We start from the raw sequence: 25,009 nt of genomic DNA on the forward strand, positions 1-25,009 counted from the left end.
TTCCCCGTGACGTGGCGGCACAACCTGCCGCATCACCATGTCATTGGGGGAGTTTTCCATGAAGAAAATCTATGCCAATGCCACTGAAGCGCTCGATGGGGTGCTGTCGGATGGCATGCTGATTGCGGCGGGCGGTTTCGGCCTGTGCGGTATTCCCGAACTGCTGCTTGAGGCGATCCGGGAATCGGGCGCCAAGGATCTGACTTTTGCCAGCAACAACGCCGGGGTCGACGATTTCGGTATCGGCATCCTGCTGCAGACGAAGCAGGTCAAAAAGATGATCAGCTCGTATGTCGGTGAAAACGCCGAATTCATGCGCCAGTACCTGAGCGGCGAGTTGGAGCTGGAGTTCAACCCGCAAGGCACTCTGGCCGAGCGTATGCGAGCCGGCGGCGCGGGCATCCCCGGCTTTTACACCAAGACCGGCGTGGGCACCGTGATTGCCGACGGCAAGGAACACAAGGACTTCAACGGCGAGACCTACATCATGGAGGAAGGCATTTTTGCCGATCTCGCCATCGTCAAGGCCTGGAAGGCCGATGACACCGGCAACCTGATTTTCCGCAAGACTGCACGCAACTTCAATGTACCTGCCGCGACCTGCGGCAAGATCTGCATCGCTGAAGTTGAAGAGATCGTGCCGCGCGGCTCGCTCGACCCGGATGGGATCCATCTGCCCGGCATCTACGTGCACCGCATCATTCAGGGTAGCCACGAAAAGCGCATCGAACAGCGCACCACCCGCAAGAAGGAGGACGCATAATGCCCTGGGACCGCAATCAGATGGCCGCACGCGCGGCGGAAGAGCTGGAAGACGGCATGTATGTGAACCTCGGCATCGGCATTCCGACGCTGGTGGCGAACTACGTGGGTGACAAGGACATCACTCTGCAATCCGAGAACGGCATGCTGGGCATGGGTCCATTCCCGTTCGAGGGTGAAGAAGACCCCGACCTGATCAACGCGGGCAAGCAGACGATCACCGAGCTGTCCCGCACGTCCTACTTCGACAGCGCCACGTCCTTTGCCATGATCCGGGGCGGCAAGATCGCTGCGGCGATTCTGGGTGCCATGGAAGTGGACGAAAAGGGCGATCTGGCCAACTGGATGATCCCCGGCAAGCTGGTCAAGGGTATGGGCGGCGCGATGGATCTGGTCGCCGGCGTCGGTCGTGTGATCGTGGTCATGGATCACACCAACAAGCATGGCGACTCAAAAGTGCTGAAGGAATGCACCTTGCCGCTGACAGGTAAGGGCGTAGTGGATCGCATCATCACCAATCTGGGCGTGCTGGATGTGGTTGAAGGCGGCCTGAAGATTGTCGAACTGGCCGACGGTGTCAGCGAAGACGATATGCGGGCCTCGACCCAGGCCACGATCGTCGGCTGATTGACCTGAATTTGAATGGCCCGCCGACTCGCGGGCCATTTTCAGTTTAGCGTTTGAAAAACGCAGCCATCCGAGATCAGTTCCGGCGGGGTCGAGCACAACGCGCGCGCCACCTGAAACGCTGCAAGCACTTTTGGCACGTAATCGCGGGTTTCCGCATAAGGCGGCACACCACTGTGTTTGCGAACGGCCCCTTCGCCCGCATTATATCCGGCCAGCACCAAAATCGGGTCGTTTTTGAATTCCCCCATCAGCCAGTTCAGGTATTTCACACCACCCGCGATATTCTGCGAGGGCTGAAAACTGTCCTCAACACCGAACCTTTCGGCCGTGGCGGGCATCAGTTGCATCAGTCCTTGCGCACCGGCTGAACTGACAGCATCCGCCCGGCCGGCCGATTCCACGGAAATCACCGCAAGGACAAGTGCCGGGGAAACCTTGGTTCCCACTGTCGAGCGCAGAATGTCGATCCCCTGAAGCTGCGCGATGTTTTGAAGGGTCTGCAAACGTGGTGAAGCAACATTTGTGGATGAAAGCGCATTGATCGCCATATCCAGCCGCCCTGCCCCGGCTTCAGCCAGCTCCGGCGAGATCTTGTCCCAGAAGGCTGTGTAGGAACCGACGGGCTTTTCTGGGCTGTTCGTCCCCGGCAGGTTCTCAGGCGGAAGCGCGGTGCGCTTGACCACTTCAGGCGTTTCAAGCTCGGCCCCGGTGCTGGGGGCAAAAGGCTGGGATGCATGTTCTTCAGCCGTGATCTGAACGGTGATGCGCGGGCGTGTTCCGGGCTTTGGCGCCTTGATCCTTTTATAGACGCCTCTCGGCTCGATATCGGCGGCGATCACCGGAACCGTGCCCGATATCAGAAATGCCGACACGCCGGCGCATGTGATTGCGTACCGGAGATTCATTTTTTGCCTGCCTCTTGTTTTCTTTTGACGAATTTGAACCTCGAATCCGGCCGCAAGGCCAGAAAAACAAAGCGAATTGGGGCAATTTCGCCTCATTTGGCGCAATTTTGCATCTCTTGCGAAGGTCAATACCGTCACGTTGAAAATTTTTTTTGTTCTTTTTCAATTAGATATCGAATTCGTGACCAAAAAGTTAAGACGAAGCGCAAAAAAACTGTGTTTGGCCCAATTCCTGCCACGCACAACAGTCAAACATATATCCATACCGAGACGGTCATGAGCGGACTGAGAGAGAAAGCTCTGAAAGACGCCAAGGTTAATTGACTTAGATCCTTTAGGAGGGACGTAACATGATCAAGTTCATCAAGAACTTCCGCAAAGACGAAGACGGCGCCGTGACAGTTGACTGGGTCGTTCTGACCGCAGCAGTCATCGGCCTGGGCACCGTGGCCTACCAGCAGATCGCCAACGGCGCACAGGGCATGGCAACCGACGTGAACGCCGCGCTGAGCAGCGCAACCATTAACACCGGCACCAGCGATGGTACCGTTTCAGGTGGTATCACCGGTTCGGGCACCAACTAAACCAGACAATTCCCAGAACTGGAAACAGGCCGCGCCAACACTGGCGCGGCTTTTCTCTTGGAACCGTGAACTCAAGAACCGGCCAGGCAAGGCATCGGCGATTTGGCAACCGAGCGAAAATCAGGCGCGGTCACGGCCATGCGCACCTCAAAGAAATCCAAATACGTCATATTATTCAATGTTTTGCCCAATTCACGCCATTCCGGCAAAGCAAAACATAATGTGTGCATCAGCAAAGGTTGTACATGAACAGATTCTATTGGTCGGTTCTGCCCCGACCCTGCTTTACTGGAGCGACCCGCAATGATCAGGTTCACGAAAACCTTTATCACCTCTGAAGACGGTGCTGTCACCGTCGACTGGGTCGTTCTGACTGCCATAATCATTGCGCTTGCGACACTGATTTACTTCGGTATCCAGACAGCAACCATCAGCCTGAGCGGGAACACCAGCTCGGCGATGTCCAGCGGGACCATCAGTACCGGATCCAACAACGCGCCTGGCGGGATCGTTGTTTCAGGGACCGCGGGCGGCGGTAGCTGAGCTACTGCCTAAGGTTTCCAAGCATAGTTCAGCCAACTCTGGGCTCTTCACGCTGGACGTTTGAAACGTAGCCCCCCGGGGCCTGCGCTTGACCTGAGTGTGTTGCCAACTCGCCCTACAATCGTGGAACAGTGATAGAAATGTCTTCTTTGTCCTACATTTCGACACAATTCCTGTTTAGGAAATAAGCTGTTTCAAAGTTTCCCACTGGCCGAAATGACTCTGGCCATCGAAAATATGAGGTGCGCGCATGCGAGCTGTGTTTGGTCTTGTTCTGATCGTCGGGGTGGCTCTGGCCGGCGGCGCGGTTTACATGGCGCGCAACTATATCGCCGCCTATCAGGATGCTCTCGCACGCGAGCGTTTGGCAGCCCAGGAAGCTTTGGCAAACGCGAACGTCAATGTAATTCCGACCGTCAGCGTCATCGTGTCCAACCGTTCGCTAAAGTATGGCGAACGCGTAAAGGAAGAAGATGTGCGTATCGTCGATTGGCCCGAAAACGCGATCCCCGAGGGCACATTCACGGAAATGACCGTCCTGTTCCCCGAGACCGGAGACAATGAGCGTTATGTCATGAGGGCCATGGAAAAAGACGAAGCTATCATGGAGGTCAAGATTACCCGGCCGGGCGAAGCCGCGGGTCTGACCTCGCGCCTGGAAAAAGGCAAGCGGGCCTTTGCCATCAGCGTTGATGTTGCGTCCGGCGTATCCGGATTTCTGCGCCCAGGAGACGACGTCGACATTATCTGGACCGGCTCGTTGCGAGGCACGGTCGAGGGTGCCAGCGGTGAACTCACACGTTTGATCCTTCCTAGTATCAGACTGGTTGCTATTGATCAGTCCGCAGGCTCGGACGTCACGGGCACAACGATTGCACGTACGGTCACGGTGGCCGTTACACCGGAACAGGCCATCTCGCTGGCCCAGGCCCAGAGTACCGGCCGCCTGTCCCTTGCCTTGGTTGGGGTCGAGGACGAGGCCATCACCGCGGCAATCGAAGTCGACCAGCGAAAACTGTTGGGTATTAAAGAGGCGGCGCCTGCTCCGAAAAAAGCCCAGGAAAGAGTGTGTACGATCCGGACTCGCCGCGGCGGAGAGATCGTCGAAACCCCAATTCCCTGCACAAACTGACGTTAAATCAGAGCGTTACGGACTTGAGTCGCGCAATCTGCGCGGCTCTTTCTATTTTGATTGTTGCCCATTCCCCACATAAGGAACAATCCAGAAACCATTGATTATTGCAATAAATTCTGAATTCGCGCAGTGTTTCGTATTAGAGGGCGATAGACCCAAAAACGAGGCGTGATCGGAGAGGCAGGTCACATGACAATACGTTCCTGGATCAGCGCAACCCTGCTGGGGTTGGCGCTTGTTGTGAGCCCGGTCGGCGATGCCGCCTGGGCACAAAATATTCGCGTGGTTAAAAAAGGCACAGCGGAAACGCTGGATGTCCCTATGAATCGCGCAATTGTTGTTGAGAGTGAAGAGCCGTTCGCAGAACTGAGCATCGCCAACGCGGGTATCGCCGACATCTCGTCGCTTTCGGACCGCACGATCTATGTTCTTGGTAAGGCTCCTGGCATCACAACGCTGACGTTGTTCGATGGCGTCGGCAATCTGATCACGAACGTTCGCGTTCGTGTGGCACCGGATGTGACCGAATTCAAGGAAAGGCTGCGCCAGATCCTGCCCGATGAGCGGGTCGAGGTGCGTACGGCAAATGACGGCATCGTGCTGTCCGGTACCGTGTCCAGCTCGGCAAAGCTGGCCCGCGCGCTGGAACTGGCGGAGCGTTATGCCCCGGAACGCGTTTCGAACCTTATGAGCGTTGGCGGCGTGCAGCAGGTCATGCTGAAAGTCCGGTTTGCAGAGATGAACCGCTCGGTCGCCAAGAGCCTGTCAGCATCGCTGGGCTTCGGTGGCGGCGATGTGACCGGCGGTATCAACACGCTGAACAACTCGCTGGCATTGCAGAACGCACTGAGCAACAACATTCCCGCCGTGCAGTCCAACACAGGTGCGATCCTGTTTGGATTTGGCGCAGGTTCGACCCAGGTTCGCCTGTTGCTGGAGGCCCTTGAGGCCAAAGGCCTGGCCCGCAGCCTGGCTGAACCCAACCTGTCAGCACTGTCCGGGCAAGAAGCGACATTCCTGGCCGGCGGCGAAGTACCCATCCCGGTTCCGCAGGACGATGGTGTCGTTACCATTGAATACAAGGCCTTCGGTGTCGAAATAGACTTCATCCCACGTGTTGTCGACGGCGATCTGATCAATCTGGAGATGGCCGCGTCTGTCTCGGCGATCGATAACAGCTCGAACTTCACGATCAATGGCGACAACGTTCCAAGCTTTATCACACGCCAGACCAGCACGACGGTTGAACTGCGCGACGGTGAGAGCTTTGCTATCGCCGGGCTGATCCAAGACAACTTTGCCGACCTGAACAACCAGATCCCGTGGCTTGGCGATGTGCCTGTCCTGGGTGCCCTGTTCCGGAGCGCCGAATACCAGCGCGAGCAAAGCGAACTGGTTATTATCATCACCGCACATCTTGTGTCGCCGACGCGGGGTGAGGCCCTAGCTCTGCCCACCGATCGGGTCAAACCGCCCAGCGAATTCGATCTGTTCGTGAATGGCAAGACCGCCCGGACAACACGTGCCGGTGCAGGCGCCGCAACAGAAGTGGCCAAACAGGGCTATGGCAGCTCTTACGGCTACGTCCTGGATTGATGAGGAGGATAGGACCCATGCAAAAGTGGATGATGACACTATGTCTGTCGGTCGCTGTCGCAGGCTGTACACGGGAAGCGGGCTACGAAATCGATTCGGGCGCTTTCGGCAACGCAACTCTCAACAATATCCAGGTGATGAATGGTGAGTTGTCCTATGCCCAGATCCTGGCTCAGCGGTTTGCGGCCGAGGTTCCAACCCAGATCAATTTTGCCTTCAACAGTTCGCAACTGGATGCTTCGGCACAGCGAATCCTGGCGCAGCAGGCGGATTGGATCAAGCAATTCCCTGAGGCTCGGTTCCGCGTGTACGGCCACACGGATGCTGTCGGCTCAACGGCCTATAACAAGGCTTTGGGTCAACGGCGCGCCAATGCTGCGGTTGCCTTCCTGATTCAGCAGGGCATCTCGCGATCGCGCCTAGAGGCCGTTGTGTCCTTTGGCAAAGCGCGCCCGCTGATCGACACGCCAAACCGGGATCGGCGCAACCGCCGTACCGTGACCGAGGTGTCGGGCTTCTTGGATCGCGATCCGCTGATTCTGGACGGCAAGTACGCCCAGGTCGTCTATCGCGAGTATGTTGCGAGCGCGACTTACGCAACACAACTGAGCAGCGCAACAAACCTTGGCGTTACATCCGAACAATAAACTGGTTTTGGGCGACATCGTCGCCCAATTCCCTACAATTTGTTCTTTTACGCCCAATTCTCGCCCAACTTCCAAGAGACGTTGTCAACAATTGGGTGACCTGCGGCCAGATTTGACCGCATCGGGGCGACAGCCAATCCGACCAGACCGCTTGTGTTTGTAAGATTTGCCAAGCCCTCACTACGAGGATTGTGTTAATGACAAGCGCCGCGCCGCAAGACGAAAATAACGCCATTCTGGCCTGCACAATCAGCCGTGATGTCCAGAACTTCGATCTGTTGATCGAAGACATGGAAGTTGCGCTGGGTGAACGCTGGGGCGATCTTGGATTTGCTGAGGCACTGGCTTTTTTCGGCCAGCCCGAGGCAGATTCTCTTGAATTTGTGGCACTTGCAATCGACGGGGAAGACGAAGACAACCTGACGCTGATGGGTGAAATCATCACCCGCGCCAAGGACAAGAAAATCAAAGTTGTTCTGATCGCCGAAGATGTCACACCTGCGTTGCTGCATCAGCTGCTGCGCAAAGGTGCCGATGAATTTGTCCCGTACCCGCTGCCCGAAGGCGAGTTGCAGGAAGCCATCGAGCGCATGAAACAGCCCGATCCGGTTGCCGCGCCCCAGGCGGCGGCAGTTCCGCTGACCCAGGGCGAATCAAAAGAAGGCGCGCTGTTTGTGGTGCACGGCCTGGCCGGAGGCGTAGGTTCGACCACTCTGGCGGTCAATCTTGCCTGGGAACTGGCTACGGTTTCGGACAAAGAAGCACCGACCGTCTGCCTGATTGACCTGGATCTGCAATTTGGCACAGTTTCCACCTATCTGGACCTGCCGCGTCGCGAGACAGTGTTTGAAATGCTGTCGGACACGGCGTCCATGGACGACGATGTTTTTTCCCAGGCGCTGCAGACATATGAAGAAAAACTGCAGGTTCTGACCTCGCCTTCCGACATTGTGCCGCTGGACCTGATTACGCCGGAGGATATTCAGCGCGTCATCGACACCGCACGCAAGCATTTCGACTATGTGGTCGTGGATATGCCAAAAACGCTGGTGCACTGGTCCGAAACGGTGCTGGCGGCGGCGCATGTCTATTTTGCACTGATCGAGCTGGATATGCGGTCCGCCCAGAACGCGCTGCGCCTGAAGCGTGCCTTGCAGGCCGAGGAGCTGCCCTTCAACAAGCTGCGCTTTGCATTGAACCGGGCGCCAAAATTCACGGATCTGAACGGCAAGGGCCGGGTCAAGCGCATGGGCGAAAGCCTGGGAATCTCCATCGATCTGCAACTGCCCGAAGGTGGCAAACCTGTTCTGCAAGCCGGCGATCACGGCCTGCCGCTTGCAAAATCTGCCGCCAAGAACCCACTGCGGCGGGAAATCGCCAAACTGGCCAAGTCGCTTCACAGCCTGGGCTCGAGCAACGCGGAAGCCGCGTAACAACTTCTCAAGGGGACAGCCGTCATGTTTTCGAGATACAAGAAGCAGCCTGATGCGCAGCCGGTCAAGACTGCGGCCAAAGCCCCAGAGGCCGCCCCGGCCGCGGCAAACGCTCCTGCCTCTGCCACAACGGCGGTTGTCCGCAAACCGGTGCAAAAAAAGGCCGCCGAGGCCTCATCTTCCGACCGTGACCGCAAGCGCAAGGAACGCTTGAGTGAAATCAAGATCGATCTGCATCGCGAATTGCTTGAAAACCTGAACCTCTCGGCGCTGGAATCAGCCGCCGAGGCTGAGCTTCGGGCCGAAATCAGCGCCATTGCCAGCGAAGTTCTCGAATCGCGCAACATCGTTCTGAACCGCGAAGACCGTTCGCAGCTCAACAAGGAACTTTATGACGAGGTCACCGGGCTTGGGCCTTTGGAAACCTTGCTGCAGGATGACACGGTCAACGATATTCTGGTGAACGGACCGCAGCAGATCTTCGTGGAACGCGATGGCAAGCTTCAACTCAGCGACATCACCTTCAAGGACGAAAAGCACCTGATGCGGATCATCGACAAGATCGTGTCCGCCGTGGGTCGCCGGGTCGATGAATCCAATCCTTATGTTGACGCCCGTCTTGCTGACGGATCGCGTTTCAACGCCATGGTGCCGCCGATTGCGGTGGACGGATCTCTGGTATCCATTCGTAAGTTCAAAAAGGACAAGCTGGGCATCGATGATCTGGTCAATTTCGGTGCGTTCAGCGAAGAAATGGCTGCCTATCTTCAAGCTGCGGTGTCTACGCGCCTGAACGTTATCGTATCGGGTGGTACAGGTTCTGGTAAAACGACCACATTGAACGCCTTGTCCAGCTTCATTGACGACGCCGAACGCATCCTGACGATCGAGGATACAGCCGAACTTCAGCTGCAGCAGACCCATGTGGGCCGGATGGAAAGTCGCCCGCCCAACGTAGAAGGCAAAGGTGAGGTCAGCCCGCGAGACTGTCTCAAAAACGCCCTGCGGATGCGCCCCGACCGTATCATCGTGGGTGAGACGCGCGGTGCCGAGGTGATCGACATGTTGCAGGCCATGAACACCGGCCACGACGGGTCAATGACCACGATCCACGCCAACTCGGCCCGCGACGGGATCTCGCGTCTGGAAAACATGATCGCGATGGCCGGGATCGAGATGCCGATCAAGGCCGTGCGCAGCCAGATTGCCAGCGCTGTGAACCTGATCGTACAGGCCAGCCGCTTGCAGGACGGTTCGCGCCGCATGACATCGATCACCGAGATCACCGGGATGGAAGGCGATGTGATTTCCATGCAGGAAATCTTTCGTTTTCAACGTGTTGGCCTGACACCTGACAACAAGATTATCGGTCACTTCACCGCAACCGGCGTGCGCAGCCACTACTCCGAGCGCTTCCGTCTGTGGGGCTTTGACCTGCCCGCGTCCATTTACGACCCAACCACAATGTAGGAGATCAAGGATATGCAACTGCCTATGGAGGCATTGATCTATGTCGCGATCTTCGTGGGCGTTCTGGCCCTGGTCGAAGGTATCTACCTGGTCGCGTTCGGCAAATCCATCAGCCTTAACAGCCGGGTAAACCGCCGCCTCGACATGCTCGACAAAGGTGTCGGGCGTGAACAGGTTCTGGAACAGCTGCGCAAGGAAATGCAGCAGCATATGAAATCGCAGAGCATCCCGCTCTATTCCCTTCTGGCCGACAAGGCGCAGAAGGCGGCGATTGCGTTTTCGCCCCGTCAATTGATCATGATCATGTGCCTTGTATCCGGGGTCGCGTTCATGGGGCTTAGCATCGGCACAGCCACCGATACCGCCTTACGGGCGGCCATTTCCGTCGCAATCGGTGTTGGCAGCGTTTATGCGTGGGTGAACCAAAAGGCCAAGAAACGCATGGGCATGATCGAAGAACAATTGCCCGAAGCCGTGGAACTGATGGTTCGCTCGCTGCGTGTCGGCAACCCCTTCGTCTCAACGATTCAGGTTGTTGCCACCGAGGTTCAGGACCCGCTGGGAACCGAGTTTGGCGTCATCGCCGATGAATGCGCCTATGGCCGCGACGTTGGCGAAGCCTTGAAAGACATGGCCGAACGTCTGGACATGCAGGATTTGCGGTTTTTGGCGGTTGCCGTGGGCATCCAGCAGCAATCCGGCGGTAACCTCGCAGAGATTCTGGCCGGTCTTGCACAGGTTATCCGTGCCCGATTCCGCCTGTTTCGCCGCGTCAAGGCGATCACGGCCGAGGCACAGTGGTCCGGTAAATTCCTGTCGGCCTTCCCGCTGGGCTGTCTGGCTTTCATACTGGTCAAGGATCCCGGTTATTACGACGGCGTTCTCGACCATCCATGGTTCATTCCGATGTGTTTCTTTGTTGGCATCACGCTGACGCTGAACCTGATCGTCATGAAAATCATCACCAACATCAAGGTTTGAGGGCACGGCAATGGAATTCCTGACCCGCATCAATGACTTGCTGACCGAGCATCTGGGCGAGTTCGGACCACTGATCGTGGTCGGTGTTCTGGGGTTGTTCATGATCCTGGTCACTATCCCTCTGATGCTGAACCAGCCCGAGGATCCGCTCAAGAAGTTACAGCGTTCGAATGCCGCGCCCAAGAAGGGAAAAAAGGCCAAGAAAGACCAGTTGCGGAACGCCGGTCGGAACGAGCAGCTTGAAAAATTCGCGACCTTTCTGGAACCGAAAGATCAGGAAGAGCTGTCGGCAATGCAGCTCAAGCTGCGGCAGGCAGGGTACCAGACCAAGGATGCGGTGCGGTTTTTCCACTTTGCACAGTTCTCCCTTGGGATCATCGGCATCATTGTCGGCGTTCTGCTGGTAACGGTGTTCGCGGGAACGCAGGAATTCACCACCCAGCAAATTCTGGTGCGCGTGCTGGTGCCCGGCGGTGTCGGCTACATGATCCCCAAATACTGGATCACGCGCCGCATCGAAGAGCGGAAAGAGAAGATTACGCAAGCCTTTCCCGACACGCTTGACCTGATGCTGGTCTGTGTGGAGGCTGGTCAGTCCCTCGATCAAGCCATAGTCCGGGTGTCCAACGAAATGAAAGCCTCGTACCCCGACATTTCGCAGGAGTTCGAGATCGTCGCTTACGAAATGAAAGCGGGTAAGGACAAGGATACCGTCCTGCGTGACTTTGGCACCCGTTGTGGCGTGCAGGACGTCAACTCGTTCGTCACGGTGATGATCCAGTCGGCGACTTTTGGTACATCAATTGCAGAAGCCCTGCGGGTGTATGCGGGCGAGATGCGCGACAAGCGCGTCATGCGCGCGGAAGAGGCTGCGAACAAGCTGCCAACCAAAATGACGCTTGTCACAATGGGACTGACAGTTCCGCCTTTGCTGGTTATTCTTGTCGGGCCTTCGGCAAACGTTATTTCGACTTTCGGCCGGTAGTAACCTGATGAACCCATTTCGATGCTGCGCCCGGACCGGGCTCCGCCGCATCTTTCAGGTCACCCTGGTTTTCGCCATGGTGGCCTCTTGCACAGAGACCGATCGTTCCGGCGATCTGGAGGCTCCGGGCATTGACGCCGGAGGACAGGCCGAGGACGAAATTGAGGTTGGAAACCGGTTGATGGCCGCCGGCGAGTACGAACTGGCGCTCAAGTCCTTTACCCGCGCCGCTCTGGAACAGGGGATGACGCCGCAAATCCTGACATCGATGGGCACGGCAAATCTGGGCCTGAAGCGCCTTGGCCAAGCCGAAACCCTGCTGAGACGGGCCGTCAAGGATGATACCGATTGGCCGGTGGCCTGGAACAATCTGGGCGTTCTGCTGATGGAAACCGGGCAATATCCGGAAGCGGCTCAGGTGTTTCAGCGCGCTTATGCGCTGGACAATGGCGAAAGTGACGCAATCCGCGACAATCTGCGGTTAGCACTCGCAAAAATGGAAAATCCTGATAATAATACCTCACAAGAACAAGAATATACGCTGGAGCAGCAAGGCGACGGGCAATTTACGCTTCGCAAGCTCCCGTAACCAGAGGCAAGAGCAGTAAAGGACGCAAAAATGCGCCAACAATTCTTGATTCCGTCGATCGTCATATGCGGATTGATTGTATCGGCATGCGCCAAAGAGACCGAAGAAGAAAAGGTCGAGCGTACATTTCAGGAAGTAAACGTCATTGATGAAACCAATCTGAATGACGTGTTGCTGAGTGCGGCCGACCCGAACGAGGCGGTCACATATTTCCACAATGCGGCCACCAAGAACCCTGATCGCATCGACCTGCAGCGGGGTCTGGCGATATCCCTGTCACGCGCCAAACGCACAACCGAAGCTTCTACCGCGTGGAAGAAGGTTACAGGCATGAAAGGCTCGACCAACGCGGACAAGGTCGAGTATGCAGACGCTCTGGTTCGCGGCGGCAACTGGAAAGAGGCCGAGGCTGTGCTGGATTCGGTTCCACCCACATTTGAGACATTCAAGCGCTATCGTCTCGAGGCGTTGGTGGCGGATTCGCAGGAAAGCTGGAAGCGGGCGGATCATTTCTACGAAACCGCCGTGGGCCTGACGACGCGCCCGGGCAGTGTGATGAACAACTGGGGTTATTCCAAGCTGACACGCGGCCAGTATGCCGAGGCCGAACGCCTGTTTACTGAAGCGATCCGGCACGACAAATCCCTGTTCACCGCCAAGAACAACCTTGTCCTGGCCAGATCGGCCCAGAGAAACTACACCATGCCGGTTATTCCGATGACCCAAATCGAGCGCGCCCAGTTGCTGAATACGATGGGGATCTCGGCGGTCAAGCAAGGCGATGTGAACACGGCCAAGAACCTGTTCCGCGAGGCCATTGCCACCCACCCGCAACATTTCGACGAAGCCGTCCGTTCGCTGCGTGCGCTCGAGGAAGCCTGATTGATGCATATCCCTGCGGTTGCAGCTGCGTGGTTCCTGCCATTTGTGCTGCCAATCTGCTTTTACGTCGCTTTCACTGATATGCGTGAAATGCGGATCAAGAATCACGCGGTTCTGGCGCTGGCGATTGTTTATGTCGTCATCGGTCTGTTTGTCCTGCCGCCGTGGTCGCAGGAGTGGTTAAGCGGGAATATTGGCCCCCTATCCGTCACTTTGCCCCTCTATCTGTGGCAACTGCTGCATATTGTCATTGTTCTGCTTGTTGGCATCGTCCTGAACGCGGCAGGGGTCATGGGTGCGGGAGACGCCAAGTTCCTGGCTGCGGCCTCTCCTTTCGTCTGGTTTGCCGACGCTTTTATCCTGTTGGCCGTTCTGACAGCGACCCTTCTGGCCGCCGTGGCAACCCATCGTCTGGCCAAAAACACCCGTCTGCGCAGCATCGCACCGCATTGGGAAAGCTGGGACCGTGGCCGGCAATTTCCAATGGGTCTGGCCCTGGCAGGCGCTTTGGCCATGTATCTGATTTTGGGAACTGTTTACGGTTCGTGAACTATCATCAGCGCGCCTTGCCCCCGCCTTGGTCCTGCCACAAAGGCGGGCCAAATTTTCCGCAAGCGGCCCTTTCAGGGCCCGTTGACGTGAAACCGGGATAGACGAGCCACGCTCATGAATATGCAGACCACTTCCGTTATGGCCCCCCCTGCCCCAAAGGGGCTGGGTGAAATGCAGCTTCCGCTGGTGATGATGCGGGACATTTTGCTCAAGACGATCTTTCGCAAGAACGTCGACACCGTGTCCGAGATCGCCGCAGCCATCTGTCTTCCGGGTTCCGTTACGCAGGAACTGGTTGATATCACCCGCGATCAGAAACTGCTTGAGGCGACCGGCACCCTGAACGCCAACAGCGGCAACGAAATGGGGTACCAACTGACCGATGCGGGAAAGGCGCGTGCGCTGGACGCGTTGAGCCAGTCGGAGTATTTCGGCGCCATGCCAGTACCGCTGGACGTGTATCGCGAGCAGGTCAAGCGCCAGTCGATTCGCAACATTCAGGTTACGCGTGAACAACTGACCGGTGCGATGGGTCATCTGGTTCTGCCCGACAGCCTGCTTGACCATTTGGGCCCGGCGGTCAGCGCCGGCCGGTCGATCCTGATGTATGGCCCGCCGGGCAATGGTAAATCCTCGATCTCGAACGGTATCCGCGACGCGCTGGGGGACAATGTCTATGTGCCCTGGGCCATCGAATATGCCGGGCAGGTGATCACCGTCTATGACCCGATCGTCCATACCGCCATCGAACAGGAACCCGATGACCCCAACAGCCTGCGCCGCCGCAAACGGTTCGATTCGCGCTATGTTCAGTGCGAGCGCCCGACGGTTGTGACCGGGGGCGAACTGTCTCTCAGCATGCTTGATCTGGTCTACAACCCGACCGCGCGCACCTACCAGGCGCCGCTGCAGTTGAAATCGACAGGTGGCATCTTCATCGTCGACGACCTTGGCCGTCAGGCGGAACCACCTCAGGCGCTGGTCAACCGCTGGATCGTTCCGCTGGAAGAAAACAAGGACATCCTTGGCCTTCAATCGGGTGAAAAGTTCGAAGTTCCCTTTGACACGCTGGTCATCTTCTCGACCAACTTCCACCCGAACGAGATCTTTGACCAGGCCGCCCTGCGCCGTATCTTCTTCAAGATCAAGATCGACGGTCCGAACCAGGAAAACTTCCTGAAAATCTTCGCCATGGTTGCCCGCAAACGCGGCATGCCGCTGGACGAGGCCGCGCTGGTGCATCTGTTGAAGGTCAAATACCCCACGATCAACAACATCTATGCGAACTATCAGCCGATCTTCCTGATCGACCAGATGATCGCGATCTGCGAATTCGAAGGCATCCCCTATCAGATGAGCCCCGAACTGATCGACCGGGCCTGGGCAAACATGTTCGTCAAGGACGAGAAAATCGTCAAATAACGCCGTGCCAATCAGGCGCGAGGGCGGTTAATCTGCGCAAATGACGCAGATTCCCGCCCGGATCACCGACTGGTTTTCAGCCAAAGGCTGGTCCATCCACCCGCATCAGCAGGACATGTTCGACCGGGCACAAGACCCGGCGACATTGCTGATCGCACCCACAGGTGGCGGCAAGACCATGGCCGGCTTCCTGCCGACGCTGGCGGAACTGGCCGATGGCACGCACGAGGGCCTGCACACACTCTATGTCTCGCCGCTCAAGGCGCTGGCGGCGGATATCCGGCGCAATCTGCGCGGCCCGGCAGACGAAATCGGCCTGCCGATCCGGATCGAAGACCGGACCGGCGACACCTCAGCCACGCAAAAGAAACGCCAGCGCGTGGATCCGCCGCATATCCTGCTGACGACGCCCGAAAGTCTGGCGCTGCTGACCTCGTACGAGGACGCGCCGCGCATGTTCAAAGGCGTGCAGCGGGTGATCGTTGACGAGATCCACGCCCTTTCCGAAAGCAAACGCGGCGATCAGTTGATGCTGGCACTGGCGCGCCTGCAAAGCCTGTGCCCTGCCCTACGCCGCGTGGGCCTGTCAGCAACTGTCGAAGACCCCGATGCCATCGCCCGATTTCTTGCCCGCCATCCTGACACCTGCCGGATCATTCAGGCCGACCCCGGCCCTGACCCGGATATCTCGATGCTGGAAACAACCGAGATGCCACCATGGTCCGGCGGCGGCGCGGCCTATGCCATTCCGGCCGTGCTGGAGCAGGTCCGGCAACACAAGACGACACTGATCTTTCACAACACCCGCGCACAGGCCGAGATCTTTTTTCACAACCTGTGGCTCGCAAATGACGAGGGTCTGCCCATCGGCATTCATCATGGCAGTCTGGACCGGCAGCAACGCGAAAGGGTTGAAGCCGCAATGGTGCGCGGAGAGTTGCGCGCCATTGTCTGTACCGGCAGCCTGGATCTGGGCATCGACTGGGGTGATGTGGATCTGGTGATCCAGATCGGCGCGCCCAAGAACGTCAAGCGACTGGTGCAACGCATTGGTCGCGCCAATCATCGATACAACGCCCCCTCCAAGGCTTTGCTGGTGCCTGCCAACCGGTTCGAAGTTGTCGAATGCGTCGCAGCGCTTGAAGCCGTCCAGGCGCATGATCTGGATGGCGAACCGCGCGGGCGCGGCCCAAGGGACGTGTTGTGCCAGCACATTCTAATTGCCGCCGCCGCAGGGCCGTTCGATGCGGACGACCTTTATGCGGAAATGACGATGGCAGGGCCTTTTGCCCAAGTGTCGCGCCCGGAGTTCGACGCCTGTCTGGAGTTCTGTGCCACTGGGGGATACGCCCTGCGCGCCTATGACCGCTGGCAACGACTGCAGCAGCGCCCCGATGGCCGTTGGCAACTGCGCGACCCGCGCGCCGCGCAGCGTATCCGTATGAATCTGGGCACGATTCAGGATACCGACACCCTGAAAGTGCGCCTGAAACGCAACCGGGGCGGCAAACCCCTGGGTGAGGTCGAAGAGGGCTTTGCCGCTTCGCTGACGCAGGGTGATACCTTTCTGATCGGCGGGCAAATCGTCCGCTATGAAGGCCTGCGCGAAATGGTTGTCGAGGTCAGTCGCCGCGCTGATCGCAAACCCAAGATCGCCACGTTTTCCGGCACGAAATTTGCCACTTCCACGCAGTTGAGCGACCGCATCTTGCGGATGTTTGCCCAGGACAACTGGCCGCAATTGCCGCCGCACACCGCCGAGTGGCTGGCCCTGCAACGCAACATGTCCCGTCTGCCCCAACGCGACCGGCTGCTGATCGAAAGTTTTCCCAATGACGGGCGCGAAAATCTGTGTGTCTACGGATTTGCCGGGCGAAACGCCCAGCAAACGCTGGGCCTGCTGCTGACCAAACGGATGGAGGAAACCGGGCTGGCACCATTGGGCTTTGTCGCCACCGACTATGCCACGCTGATCTGGGGACTGGATGCGGTGACCGATCCGCGCCCCCTGTTCGAACACAGAGCATTGCGGGCGGGGCTCGAGACATGGCTGGCGGGCAACGCGGTGATGAAGCGTACCTTTCGCGCCTCGGCGACAATCGCGGGGCTGATCGAACGGAATACCGGCGGCCAGCGCAAGAGCGGGCGGCAGGCAACGTTCTCGTCTGACATACTGTATGACACGCTGCTGAAATATGACCCGGACCACCTGCTGATGCAGATCACGCGCGAAGAGGCCATGCGTGGTCTGGTGGACTTCGGCCGGATCGAGGAAATGATTGCGCGCATCGGCGACCGCATCGATCTTCTTCGGCTGGACAGAGTTTCCCCCCTGGCCGCGCCGCTGTTTCTTGAGGTCGGCAAAGTGCCCGTCAAAGGGGCCGCCGAAGAACGGCTATTGGCCGAGGAAAGCGCGCGGCTTTTGCAGGCTGCGGGATTAGAGAGCGGCTAATCCGCTTGCCTTGGGTCGGGAAAAAGGCAAAGAACGGATCATGAACAGCCTGTTGTTTACCTTTGCCGGTCTATCCCTGCACGCTTTGGGGTCCGGGGCGTTGTGGTGGCCCGATCGGAATTTGCTGTGCGTGTCCGACCTGCATCTGGGCAAGTCCGAGCGCATGGCCCGGCGCGGCGGGGCCGCGCTGCCGCCCTATGACACACAGGACACGCTGACGCGGCTGGCGGCGGACCTGCACCACACCCGCGCCGAGACGGTCATTTGCCTGGGTGACAGCTTCGACGATCTGGACGCCGCACAGTCATTGATCCCGGACCATCAATTGCAGATCGTCACCCTGCAGGCTGGCCGGGACTGGATCTGGATCGAAGGCAACCACGATCCCGGACCTGTCGAACTGGGCGGAACGCATCTGTCCGAGTGCTCCTTTGGACCGTTGGTATTCCGCCACATCGCCGAACCCTCTGGCCGGGCCGAGGTTTCGGGCCACTACCACCCCAAGGCGAGCTTACGCGTGCGTGGCCGGTCCATCACCCGGCCGGCGTTCCTGCTGGATCAGGCGCGTTTGATAATGCCGGCCTACGGTACGTTTACGGGCGGTCTGCGCAGTACCGACGCGGCCTTGGCCGGCTTGATGGACAAACAGGCCAAAGCCATTCTGACCGGGCCACAGCCACAGATCATTCCCATGCCGCGCTAGTTCAGATCAGCCCGTCCTGTTCCAACATGGGTCTGTATTTTCGGCTGACCGGCACAAGGTCGCCGTTACGCAGCCGGACGAAAGTCTTTCCGTCGGTCCGTTCGGTGCTGACAATTGCATCATCAGTCACCCAATGGGATCGGTGTGTGCAATGACCGGGGATCGGCTCCATCTCGTCGATCGCATCCGTAAAACGCGATCGAATGGTAAACGTACCCTCAGAGGTGACGACATCCACATTGTGATCCCGAACCGTCAGACGATAGATCCGGCCCTGAAAACCCGCCGGAAGACGTCTGACCAGACGCGGCATCTGCTCTGGCACTCCGGTCGGCTTTGGATGTCCGGGTTCCGTCCGGCCGACCAGAATCAGGCCGGTCGAGAACAGCACCCCGTAAGGTAAGACCGCCAGGGCACCTGGGGCTTCCTGTCCGCCAATCGTGAACAGCAGCCAGGCCAAAAGCCACAATGCCGGTGTAAACAGGATCAGGATGACGGCAGAGAAGACAACGTCTCGGGCCGAAAGATAGTCCTGAGACAGATGTTCATAGATGAACTTTCTGGAAAGCCATGTCGCGGCGATTGCCAGTGCCATGACACCGGCCCAGAATGTCAATCGCATGCCGAACGGCAATGCGACGTCCAAAAAAGGTGGAAAAGTGTAAGCCAGCAGCGGAACGAAAACCAATCCAGCCACCACGCGTTGAAGGGTGCAAGCGGCTATGATCAGGTTCAGTTTTGACTTCATATTGTTCCGACGGGCAATCCGCTGAGGTCCGTTACAATCACTTCGAGCGGCATGCATTTCGCATTTAACCAACTGGATTTAATAACTTATCACCGATTTGATCACATTCAAACCCGTTTATTCAAAATTAATGTTGTCTCTCAATGAGGAAACGGCCGGGAAGGTTTCCCCTGCCCGGCCGTTCCAAAGCATCGGTTGAGCGCTGAAATTGCGCGCAATCTTCCGCGATCAAGCGGTCAGGCCCTCGGGTTCAGGTAAACCGTTCGCGCGGCAGCACGCTGTCAGCGTGTTGGCCAGCAAGCAAGCGATGGTCATCGGGCCAACGCCGCCCGGAACCGGTGTGATCGCACCGGCGCGTTCGGCCGCACTGGCATAGTCGACGTCTCCGACCAGCTTGTTCTTGCCGTCGCGCTCGATCCGGTTGATGCCCACATCGATCACGGTCGCCCCTTCCTTGATCCAGTCGCCCGGCACCATCTCGGGGCGGCCTACGGCGGCAACCACGATATCGGCGCGGCGCACGACGTCCGGCAGGTCCTTGGTGCGCGAATGCGCGATGGTCACGGTGCAGCTGTCACCCAGCAACAGTTGCGCCATCGGCTTGCCGACGATGTTCGACCGGCCGATCACAACAGCATCCATACCCGACAGTGACCCATGGTGGTCGCGCAGCATCATCAGGCAACCCAGCGGGGTGCAGGGCACCATCGACTTCTGACCGGTACCCAGCAGGCCCACATTCGAGATATGGAACCCATCCACGTCCTTGGCCGGGTCGATCGAGTTGATCACCAGATCCTCGTTCAGATGCTTGGGCAGCGGAAGCTGAACCAGAATCCCGTGCACGGCGGGATCGTTGTTCAGCTTGTCGATCAACGCCAGCAGGTCTGCCTCGGAGGTCTCGGCATCCAGCTTGTGCTCGTACGAGTTCATGCCGACCTCGACGGTCATTTTGCCCTTTGAACGGACATAGACCTGACTGGCCGGATCCTCGCCCACCAGAACCACGGCCAGGCCGGGCGTGATGCCGTTTTCCTCTTTCAGCTTTGCAACCTGATCGGCCACCTGCGCGCGGACTTTGGCCGCAAAGGCCTTGCCGTCGATGACTTGAGCTACCATCCTTTGATCCCTTCTTTCAAAAGCGGATCGGGCGCCAGAAGCGCCCGGTCATTCAGTCAGGGCCGAGCACACTTTCTTCGCGTGCAATCGACCAATCAATCAAGATACGCCACAGATCTTCGGCAAGATCAGGGTCCATGCCCAGTCTGTCCGAGCTCACACGTACCTTTTGCACCACATCTTCAACTCGCTCAGGAATTCGGGCCGGAAGACCCTCGCCCGGTTTCAGCTCGGACGCGCGGTCAATGTAAGTTGCGCGCGTCACCAACATCTCAATCAGTTGGCGGTCCAGCTTGTCGATCTGAACCCGCAATTCCTGCATGGAAAGACAGTCTTGCGGCAGTGTCAGAGTGGGCATCGCAATCTCCTCATGGCCCAGGGATTCCCCGGACCACGAGATGTCTCATTCAGCGGCTTAGAACAAGCCCTCGATCTCACCTGCGTCATTGAGGCAGATGGTTTCCGCGGCGGGTTTGCGCGGCAGACCGGGCATGGTCATGATCTCACCACAGACAACCACGATGAAACCGGCACCAGCGGACAGGCGAACCTCGCGCACCGGAACCGAGTGGCCGGTGGGCGCGCCACGCAGGGACGGATCGGTGGAGAACGAATACTGGGTTTTTGCCATGCAGACCGGCAGGTTGCCATAACCGGCGGCTTCCCATTCCTTCAGCTGGTTGCGGATCTTGGAATCCGCCAGCACCTCGTCAGCGCGGTAGATGCGCTTGGCGATGGTCTCGACTTTTTCGAACAGCGGCATGTCGTCCGGATAGATCGGCGAGAAGTTCGCAGTACCGGCATCGGCGATTTCCACAACCTTTTTGGCCAGATTCTCGGATCCCTCCGAGCCCAGTTCCCAGTGACGGGACAGAACCGCCTCAACCCCATGCTCGGCGCAATAGTCCTTGACGGCCTGCACTTCGGCGTCGGTGTCGGTGACGAAGTGGTTGATCGCGACGACAACCGGCACACCGAAGGACTTCACGTTCTCGATATGGCGGCCCAGGTTGGCACAGCCCGACTTCACGGCATCAACATTCTCGGCACCCAGATCGGCCTTGGCAACGCCGCCGTTCATCTTCATCGCGCGCACGGTGGCAACCAGCACGACGGCAGACGGGGCGATGCCCGCCTTGCGGCATTTGATGTTCATGAACTTTTCGGCACCCAGATCGGCACCAAATCCCGCTTCGGTCACGACATAGTCGGCGACTTTCAGAGCGGTCTTGGTGGCGATGACCGAGTTACAGCCATGCGCGATGTTCGCGAAAGGACCGCCGTGAACGAAGGCCGGGTTGTTTTCCAGCGTCTGCACCAGGTTCGGCTGCATGGCGTCCTTCAGCAAAACGGTCATCGCGCCTTCAGCCTTGATGTCGCGGCAGTAGACCGGCGTCTTGTCGCGACGGTAAGCGACGATGATGTCGCCCAGGCGTTTCTCCAGATCCTTCAGATCGTTTGCTAGGCACAGGATCGCCATGACTTCAGATGCCACGGTGATGTCATAGCCTGCTTCACGCGGGAAACCGTTCGAGACACCGCCCAGCGAGCAGGTGATCTGACGCAGGGCGCGGTCGTTCATGTCGACCACGCGGCGCCACACGACGCGGCGCATGTCGATGGCCTGCTCGTTGCCCCAGTAGATGTGGTTGTCGATCATGGCCGACAGCAGCGAGTGGGCAGAGGTGATGGCGTGGAAGTCACCGGTGAAGTGCAGGTTCATTTCCTCCATCGGAACAACCTGCGCGTAACCGCCACCTGCAGCGCCGCCCTTCATCCCGAAGTTCGGGCCCAGCGAGGCTTCGCGGATACAGATCATCGCGTTCTTGCCGATGCGGTTCAGGCCGTCGCCCAGACCAACGGTGGTGGTGGTTTTGCCTTCACCTGCCGGGGTCGGGTTGATCGCGGTCACCAGGATCAGCTTGCCATCTTCACGGTCCTGCACCGAGTTGATGAAGTCCTGGCTGACCTTTGCTTTGTCGTGACCGTATGGCAGCAGGTCTGTGGACTCGATGCCGATTTTAGCGCCGATTTCCTGAATCGGCTTCTTGTTCGCTTCGCGGGCGATTTCGATGTCGGATTTATAGCTCATTGGGCAGGGTCCCTGGTTGAATGCCGTGCAAAACCGACGCTGAGCGTCGGCGCTGTGCAATCCATACCGTCGTGTACAAAACGGATGGCTATGGATTCCGACATAATTGTGCCGCGAAACGGCGTCGGGGTGTTTACCGCGTTTCTAATCGGAAACGCCGGTACCGGAAGGTGCCCAGGCCCGCTGATCCGGCACGAACAGTTTCATGCTGTCACCCAGCTTCAATTGACCCGGACGTTCGACCCAGGCGGTCACGCCCCTGCGCCCCTGCGCCGCCGGTTTGAAGGCAGGGCCATGTCCCGGCAGGTCGGCCTCCACCTCGCGTCCCGGAATGATGCAGGGACGGTTTTCCATATCGATCGTTAGCGTCAGGCCATTTGCGGCCTGCAGACGGGAACTTGGCGGCACATGGGTGAAATCGGGAATTCCGCGCAACACCAGGCTGGCGCCCAGATAGGACGGGTCCAGCCGGGTCAGGCTCATCTCCGTAGCAATCTCGTCCAGTTGCTCGGCTGACAATACCGACAACTGCCGGACATTTCGAATTTCCGTTCCCTTCGGATAGAGGTTTGTCATGCGAACGCAGGAGGCCCGGTTCACACCTTCGTGCCGCGCGCCGGGATCACCCGCGAAATCCAGATCCAGCCTCTCGACCGACTTGGCCCGAATACTATTGCCGGCAGGAACGTGCCCCAGCCAGGTAACTTCGGCGGTGTATTCGGTTTGGCGCAATACGGGCATGTCACCCCTTTCAGGCGGTGTGCGATAACACGGCACAGAAACCCAGTTTTTTTGATTGGAAAGAAAAAAGACCCGGGACATTGCCCGGGTCCGTGTTCTTAAGCCGAAGGTTCCGGCTCCATCCCGCCTTCGGGCGGAGACTTCTTGACCTTGGTCTTCGGGATCGCGGTGACACTGGGCGCGCTACCCTCGTCGGTGTTGTCGCCTTCGTCATCCCCCTCGCCGGGCGATTCGCCGTTCATGACGCGCTTTATCTCGTCACCTGTCAGCGTTTCGTATTCCAGCAAGCCCTGTGCCAGGCGTTCCCAGCTTTCACCGTTCTCGTGCAGGATTTCGAGCGCACGTTCATAACCCTGCTGAATCAGGCGCTTCACCTCTTCCTCGATCAGTTCCTTGGTGTGCGCGGAAACCGAGAATCCGGCCGTGTTGCCTGAATACCCCTCATGCGCCTCGGCATAGTCGATATTGCCGACCTTGTCGGACATGCCCCAACGCATCACCATGGCGCGCGCCAGCTGGCTGGCCTGCATGATGTCACCGGCCGGACCGTTCGACACATGATCTTCACCGTATTTGATCACCTCGGCGGCTTTGCCCGCCATGGTCATGGCCAGCTTCTGCTCACACTCATCGCGGTGATAGTTCAGGCGGTCCATTTCCGGCAGCGAAACCACCATACCCAGGGCACCACCGCGCGGGATGATCGTCGCCTTGTAGACCGGATCGCACAGCGGCAGGGTCAGGCCGACCACGGCGTGACCGGCCTCGTGATAGGCGGTCTTTTCCTTCTGGTCCTGTGTCAGAACCATCGAGCGGCGCTCGGCCCCCATCATCACCTTGTCTTTCGCGTTCTCGAAATCTTCCATGGTGACAAAGCGGCGGCCCACACGGGCAGCCATCAGGGCCGCCTCGTTCACAAGGTTCGCCAGATCAGCACCCGAGAAGCCCGGCGTACCGCGTGCAATGATACGCAGGTCGACATCGGGGCCCAGAGGAGTCTTGCGGGCGTGGACACCCAGGATCTTCTCACGACCCTTGATGTCCGGATTACCCACAGTGACCTGACGGTCGAAACGGCCCGGACGCAGCAGCGCGGGGTCCAGAACGTCTTTACGGTTGGTGGCCGCAAGAATGATCACGCCTTCGTTGGCCTCGAACCCGTCCATCTCGACCAGCAACTGGTTGAGGGTTTGTTCGCGTTCGTCGTTACCACCGCCATAACCGGCGCCACGGTGGCGACCCACGGCGTCGATTTCGTCGATGAATACGATACAGGGCGCGTTCTTCTTGGCCTGTTCAAACATGTCGCGCACACGGGATGCGCCGACACCCACGAACATTTCAACAAAGTCCGAGCCCGAAATGGTGAAGAACGGCACACCCGCCTCACCCGCAATCGCACGGGCCAACAGCGTTTTACCGGTACCCGGAGGGCCAACCAGCAGCGCGCCTTTCGGGATCTTGCCGCCAAGACGTGAGAATTTCTGCGGGTTGCGCAGGAATTCGACGATCTCTTCCAGTTCTTCCTTCGCCTCGTCGATCCCCGCCACGTCGTCAAATGTAACGCGGCCATGCTTTTCGGTCAGCATCTTGGCCTTGGACTTGCCAAAGCCCATCGCGCCGCCTTTGCCGCCGCCCTGCATCCGGTTCATGAAATAGACCCAGACACCAATCAGCAGCAGGAAGGGCAGCAGTGTGATCAGGAACGACTGGAAACCCGACTGTTGCTGCTTTTCAGCGCGCACGGGGATGTTCTTGTCGATCAGCAGTTTGGTGACTTCGGCATCGCCGGGCTTGATGGTGACATAGCTGGCACCACTTTGCGTGGTATAGCGAATCTGCTCGCCGTCCAGTGTCACATTCTTGACTTCGCCGCCCTCAACTGCGCTGACAAAGTCGGAATAGGTTCTTTCGTTATTCTGAAGCGATCCGCCAGGACCGCTGAACAGATTAAACAATGCCAGGATCAGCAGAAAAAGAACGACCCAGAAAGCGATATTACGAGCGTTGCCCAAGAAAAATCTCCCAACAGATTTCG

At 58.3% G+C, this 25,009-nt stretch carries 25 protein-coding genes; 17 read left to right on the forward strand and 8 right to left on the reverse strand.

Annotated elements, in window-relative coordinates; all coding sequences use genetic code 11:
* The first annotated feature begins 58 nt into the window (after positions 1–58).
* Together ACR0CG_RS10935 and ACR0CG_RS10940 are read left to right on the forward strand one after the other, a co-directional pair.
* A complete protein-coding gene (locus tag ACR0CG_RS10935; RefSeq protein ID WP_170613262.1) occupies positions 59–763 on the forward strand; it encodes a CoA transferase subunit A in 705 nt (234 codons plus the stop codon).
* Positions 763–1,389 (forward strand): 3-oxoacid CoA-transferase subunit B, encoded by a 627-nt coding sequence (locus ACR0CG_RS10940; RefSeq protein WP_170613264.1) that lies wholly within the window; start codon positions 763–765, stop codon positions 1,387–1,389. The genes ACR0CG_RS10935 and ACR0CG_RS10940 overlap by 1 nt, the downstream gene beginning before the upstream one ends.
* A 41-nt stretch (positions 1,390–1,430) precedes the next feature.
* Here ACR0CG_RS10940 and ACR0CG_RS10945 read toward each other — a convergent pair whose 3' ends face one another.
* Positions 1,431–2,297: a lytic transglycosylase domain-containing protein gene (locus ACR0CG_RS10945; RefSeq protein WP_480524799.1), complete on the reverse strand. Its 867-nt coding sequence runs from the start codon at positions 2,295–2,297 to the stop codon at positions 1,431–1,433.
* A 350-nt stretch (positions 2,298–2,647) separates the two neighbouring features.
* Between ACR0CG_RS10945 and ACR0CG_RS10950 the strand changes: the two genes are divergently transcribed.
* A complete protein-coding gene (locus ACR0CG_RS10950; RefSeq protein WP_480490470.1) occupies positions 2,648–2,881 on the forward strand; it encodes a Flp family type IVb pilin in 234 nt (77 codons plus the stop codon).
* Between the two features lie 71 nt (positions 2,882–2,952).
* Here the strand turns inward: ACR0CG_RS10950 and ACR0CG_RS10955 are convergent, their stop codons facing one another.
* On the reverse strand, positions 2,953–3,198 hold the full coding sequence (locus ACR0CG_RS10955; protein WP_480490471.1) for a hypothetical protein: 246 nt from the start codon (positions 3,196–3,198) through the stop codon (positions 2,953–2,955).
* On the opposite strand from ACR0CG_RS10955, the gene ACR0CG_RS10960 reads away from it, so the two are divergent.
* From ACR0CG_RS10960 to pdeM, 14 genes are all read left to right on the forward strand, one after another.
* Positions 3,185–3,424: a hypothetical protein gene (locus tag ACR0CG_RS10960; RefSeq protein ID WP_480524801.1), complete on the forward strand. Its 240-nt coding sequence runs from the start codon at positions 3,185–3,187 to the stop codon at positions 3,422–3,424. The genes ACR0CG_RS10955 and ACR0CG_RS10960 overlap by 14 nt on opposite strands.
* A gap of 250 nt (positions 3,425–3,674) precedes the next feature.
* Entirely contained in the window at positions 3,675–4,556 is an 882-nt protein-coding gene (gene cpaB / locus ACR0CG_RS10965) for a Flp pilus assembly protein CpaB (RefSeq protein ID WP_480524802.1), read from the forward strand.
* A gap of 192 nt (positions 4,557–4,748) precedes the next feature.
* On the forward strand, positions 4,749–6,155 hold the full coding sequence (locus ACR0CG_RS10970; protein WP_480490474.1) for a type II and III secretion system protein family protein: 1,407 nt from the start codon (positions 4,749–4,751) through the stop codon (positions 6,153–6,155).
* Between the two features lie 17 nt (positions 6,156–6,172).
* Positions 6,173–6,802: an OmpA family protein gene (locus tag ACR0CG_RS10975; RefSeq protein ID WP_170678138.1), complete on the forward strand. Its 630-nt coding sequence runs from the start codon at positions 6,173–6,175 to the stop codon at positions 6,800–6,802.
* Positions 6,803–6,999: 197 nt separating this feature from the next.
* Entirely contained in the window at positions 7,000–8,235 is a 1,236-nt protein-coding gene (locus ACR0CG_RS10980; RefSeq protein WP_480524804.1) for a CpaE/TadZ family protein, read from the forward strand.
* Positions 8,236–8,259: 24 nt separating this feature from the next.
* The gene (locus ACR0CG_RS10985) at positions 8,260–9,705 is read left to right on the forward strand and encodes a TadA family conjugal transfer-associated ATPase (protein ID WP_170613282.1); all 1,446 of its coding nucleotides are present in this window, start codon (positions 8,260–8,262) and stop codon (positions 9,703–9,705) included.
* A 12-nt stretch (positions 9,706–9,717) separates the two neighbouring features.
* The gene (locus tag ACR0CG_RS10990) at positions 9,718–10,686 is read left to right on the forward strand and encodes a type II secretion system F family protein (RefSeq protein ID WP_170678144.1); all 969 of its coding nucleotides are present in this window, start codon (positions 9,718–9,720) and stop codon (positions 10,684–10,686) included.
* A gap of 10 nt (positions 10,687–10,696) precedes the next feature.
* Positions 10,697–11,671, forward strand: coding sequence for a type II secretion system F family protein (locus ACR0CG_RS10995; protein WP_480524806.1), 975 nt, complete (start codon positions 10,697–10,699; stop codon positions 11,669–11,671).
* A 7-nt stretch (positions 11,672–11,678) separates the two neighbouring features.
* Positions 11,679–12,260 (forward strand): tetratricopeptide repeat protein, encoded by a 582-nt coding sequence (locus ACR0CG_RS11000; RefSeq protein ID WP_170613288.1) that lies wholly within the window; start codon positions 11,679–11,681, stop codon positions 12,258–12,260.
* Positions 12,261–12,290: 30 nt separating this feature from the next.
* Entirely contained in the window at positions 12,291–13,142 is an 852-nt protein-coding gene (locus tag ACR0CG_RS11005; protein ID WP_170613290.1) for a tetratricopeptide repeat protein, read from the forward strand.
* Positions 13,143–13,145: 3 nt separating this feature from the next.
* A complete protein-coding gene (locus ACR0CG_RS11010) occupies positions 13,146–13,691 on the forward strand; it encodes a prepilin peptidase (protein ID WP_170613776.1) in 546 nt (181 codons plus the stop codon).
* 117 nt (positions 13,692–13,808) lie between these two features.
* Positions 13,809–15,116, forward strand: coding sequence for an ATPase (locus ACR0CG_RS11015; RefSeq protein WP_480524808.1), 1,308 nt, complete (start codon positions 13,809–13,811; stop codon positions 15,114–15,116).
* 40 nt (positions 15,117–15,156) lie between these two features.
* Complete coding sequence (locus ACR0CG_RS11020) at positions 15,157–17,568, forward strand: ligase-associated DNA damage response DEXH box helicase (RefSeq protein WP_480524810.1); 2,412 nt, start codon at positions 15,157–15,159, stop codon at positions 17,566–17,568.
* A 40-nt stretch (positions 17,569–17,608) separates the two neighbouring features.
* Positions 17,609–18,271 (forward strand): ligase-associated DNA damage response endonuclease PdeM, encoded by a 663-nt coding sequence (gene pdeM / locus ACR0CG_RS11025; protein ID WP_480524812.1) that lies wholly within the window; start codon positions 17,609–17,611, stop codon positions 18,269–18,271.
* Between the two features lies 1 nt (position 18,272).
* Here pdeM and ACR0CG_RS11030 read toward each other — a convergent pair whose 3' ends face one another.
* The 6 genes from ACR0CG_RS11030 to ftsH form a co-directional block, all read right to left on the reverse strand.
* Positions 18,273–19,019, reverse strand: a complete 747-nt coding sequence (locus tag ACR0CG_RS11030) for a LytTR family DNA-binding domain-containing protein (RefSeq protein ID WP_170613298.1) — start codon at positions 19,017–19,019, stop codon at positions 18,273–18,275.
* Positions 19,020–19,247: 228 nt separating this feature from the next.
* Positions 19,248–20,138, reverse strand: a complete 891-nt coding sequence (folD, locus tag ACR0CG_RS11035; protein WP_170613300.1) for a bifunctional methylenetetrahydrofolate dehydrogenase/methenyltetrahydrofolate cyclohydrolase FolD — start codon at positions 20,136–20,138, stop codon at positions 19,248–19,250.
* Between the two features lie 52 nt (positions 20,139–20,190).
* Positions 20,191–20,496 (reverse strand): chorismate mutase, encoded by a 306-nt coding sequence (locus ACR0CG_RS11040; protein WP_170678160.1) that lies wholly within the window; start codon positions 20,494–20,496, stop codon positions 20,191–20,193.
* A 57-nt stretch (positions 20,497–20,553) separates the two neighbouring features.
* A complete protein-coding gene (locus ACR0CG_RS11045) occupies positions 20,554–22,230 on the reverse strand; it encodes a formate--tetrahydrofolate ligase (protein ID WP_480524815.1) in 1,677 nt (558 codons plus the stop codon).
* A 144-nt stretch (positions 22,231–22,374) separates the two neighbouring features.
* Positions 22,375–22,971, reverse strand: coding sequence for an MOSC domain-containing protein (locus ACR0CG_RS11050; protein ID WP_480524816.1), 597 nt, complete (start codon positions 22,969–22,971; stop codon positions 22,375–22,377).
* A 98-nt stretch (positions 22,972–23,069) separates the two neighbouring features.
* On the reverse strand, positions 23,070–24,986 hold the full coding sequence (ftsH, locus tag ACR0CG_RS11055) for an ATP-dependent zinc metalloprotease FtsH (RefSeq protein WP_170613308.1): 1,917 nt from the start codon (positions 24,984–24,986) through the stop codon (positions 23,070–23,072).
* Positions 24,987–25,009 lie beyond the last annotated feature (23 nt).

This window comes from Ruegeria sp. AB8, assembly GCF_056542605.1.

Bases quoted from the DNA above. Each gene is read 5' to 3' on its own strand.
- ACR0CG_RS10975 (WP_170678138.1), top strand. From the start codon at position 6,173: ATGCAAAAGTGGATGATGACACTATGTCTGTCGGTCGCTGTCGCAGGC.
- ACR0CG_RS10935 (WP_170613262.1), top strand. From the start codon at position 59: ATGAAGAAAATCTATGCCAATGCCACTGAAGCGCTCGATGGGGTGCTG.
- ACR0CG_RS11010 (WP_170613776.1), top strand. From the start codon at position 13,146: ATGCATATCCCTGCGGTTGCAGCTGCGTGGTTCCTGCCATTTGTGCTG.
- pdeM (WP_480524812.1), top strand. From the start codon at position 17,609: ATGAACAGCCTGTTGTTTACCTTTGCCGGTCTATCCCTGCACGCTTTG.
- ACR0CG_RS10990 (WP_170678144.1), top strand. From the start codon at position 9,718: ATGCAACTGCCTATGGAGGCATTGATCTATGTCGCGATCTTCGTGGGC.
- ACR0CG_RS11020 (WP_480524810.1), top strand. From the start codon at position 15,157: ATGACGCAGATTCCCGCCCGGATCACCGACTGGTTTTCAGCCAAAGGC.
- ACR0CG_RS10985 (WP_170613282.1), top strand. From the start codon at position 8,260: ATGTTTTCGAGATACAAGAAGCAGCCTGATGCGCAGCCGGTCAAGACT.
- ACR0CG_RS10995 (WP_480524806.1), top strand. From the start codon at position 10,697: ATGGAATTCCTGACCCGCATCAATGACTTGCTGACCGAGCATCTGGGC.
- ACR0CG_RS11050 (WP_480524816.1), bottom strand. From the start codon at position 22,971: ATGCCCGTATTGCGCCAAACCGAATACACCGCCGAAGTTACCTGGCTG.
- ACR0CG_RS11030 (WP_170613298.1), bottom strand. From the start codon at position 19,019: ATGAAGTCAAAACTGAACCTGATCATAGCCGCTTGCACCCTTCAACGC.
- ACR0CG_RS11005 (WP_170613290.1), top strand. From the start codon at position 12,291: ATGCGCCAACAATTCTTGATTCCGTCGATCGTCATATGCGGATTGATT.
- ACR0CG_RS10970 (WP_480490474.1), top strand. From the start codon at position 4,749: ATGACAATACGTTCCTGGATCAGCGCAACCCTGCTGGGGTTGGCGCTT.
- ACR0CG_RS10960 (WP_480524801.1), top strand. From the start codon at position 3,185: ATGATCAGGTTCACGAAAACCTTTATCACCTCTGAAGACGGTGCTGTC.
- ACR0CG_RS10940 (WP_170613264.1), top strand. From the start codon at position 763: ATGCCCTGGGACCGCAATCAGATGGCCGCACGCGCGGCGGAAGAGCTG.
- ACR0CG_RS11000 (WP_170613288.1), top strand. From the start codon at position 11,679: ATGAACCCATTTCGATGCTGCGCCCGGACCGGGCTCCGCCGCATCTTT.
- cpaB (WP_480524802.1), top strand. From the start codon at position 3,675: ATGCGAGCTGTGTTTGGTCTTGTTCTGATCGTCGGGGTGGCTCTGGCC.
- ACR0CG_RS10950 (WP_480490470.1), top strand. From the start codon at position 2,648: ATGATCAAGTTCATCAAGAACTTCCGCAAAGACGAAGACGGCGCCGTG.
- ACR0CG_RS11040 (WP_170678160.1), bottom strand. From the start codon at position 20,496: ATGCCCACTCTGACACTGCCGCAAGACTGTCTTTCCATGCAGGAATTG.
- ACR0CG_RS11015 (WP_480524808.1), top strand. From the start codon at position 13,809: ATGAATATGCAGACCACTTCCGTTATGGCCCCCCCTGCCCCAAAGGGG.
- folD (WP_170613300.1), bottom strand. From the start codon at position 20,138: ATGGTAGCTCAAGTCATCGACGGCAAGGCCTTTGCGGCCAAAGTCCGC.
- ACR0CG_RS10945 (WP_480524799.1), bottom strand. From the start codon at position 2,297: ATGAATCTCCGGTACGCAATCACATGCGCCGGCGTGTCGGCATTTCTG.
- ACR0CG_RS11045 (WP_480524815.1), bottom strand. From the start codon at position 22,230: ATGAGCTATAAATCCGACATCGAAATCGCCCGCGAAGCGAACAAGAAG.
- ACR0CG_RS10980 (WP_480524804.1), top strand. From the start codon at position 7,000: ATGACAAGCGCCGCGCCGCAAGACGAAAATAACGCCATTCTGGCCTGC.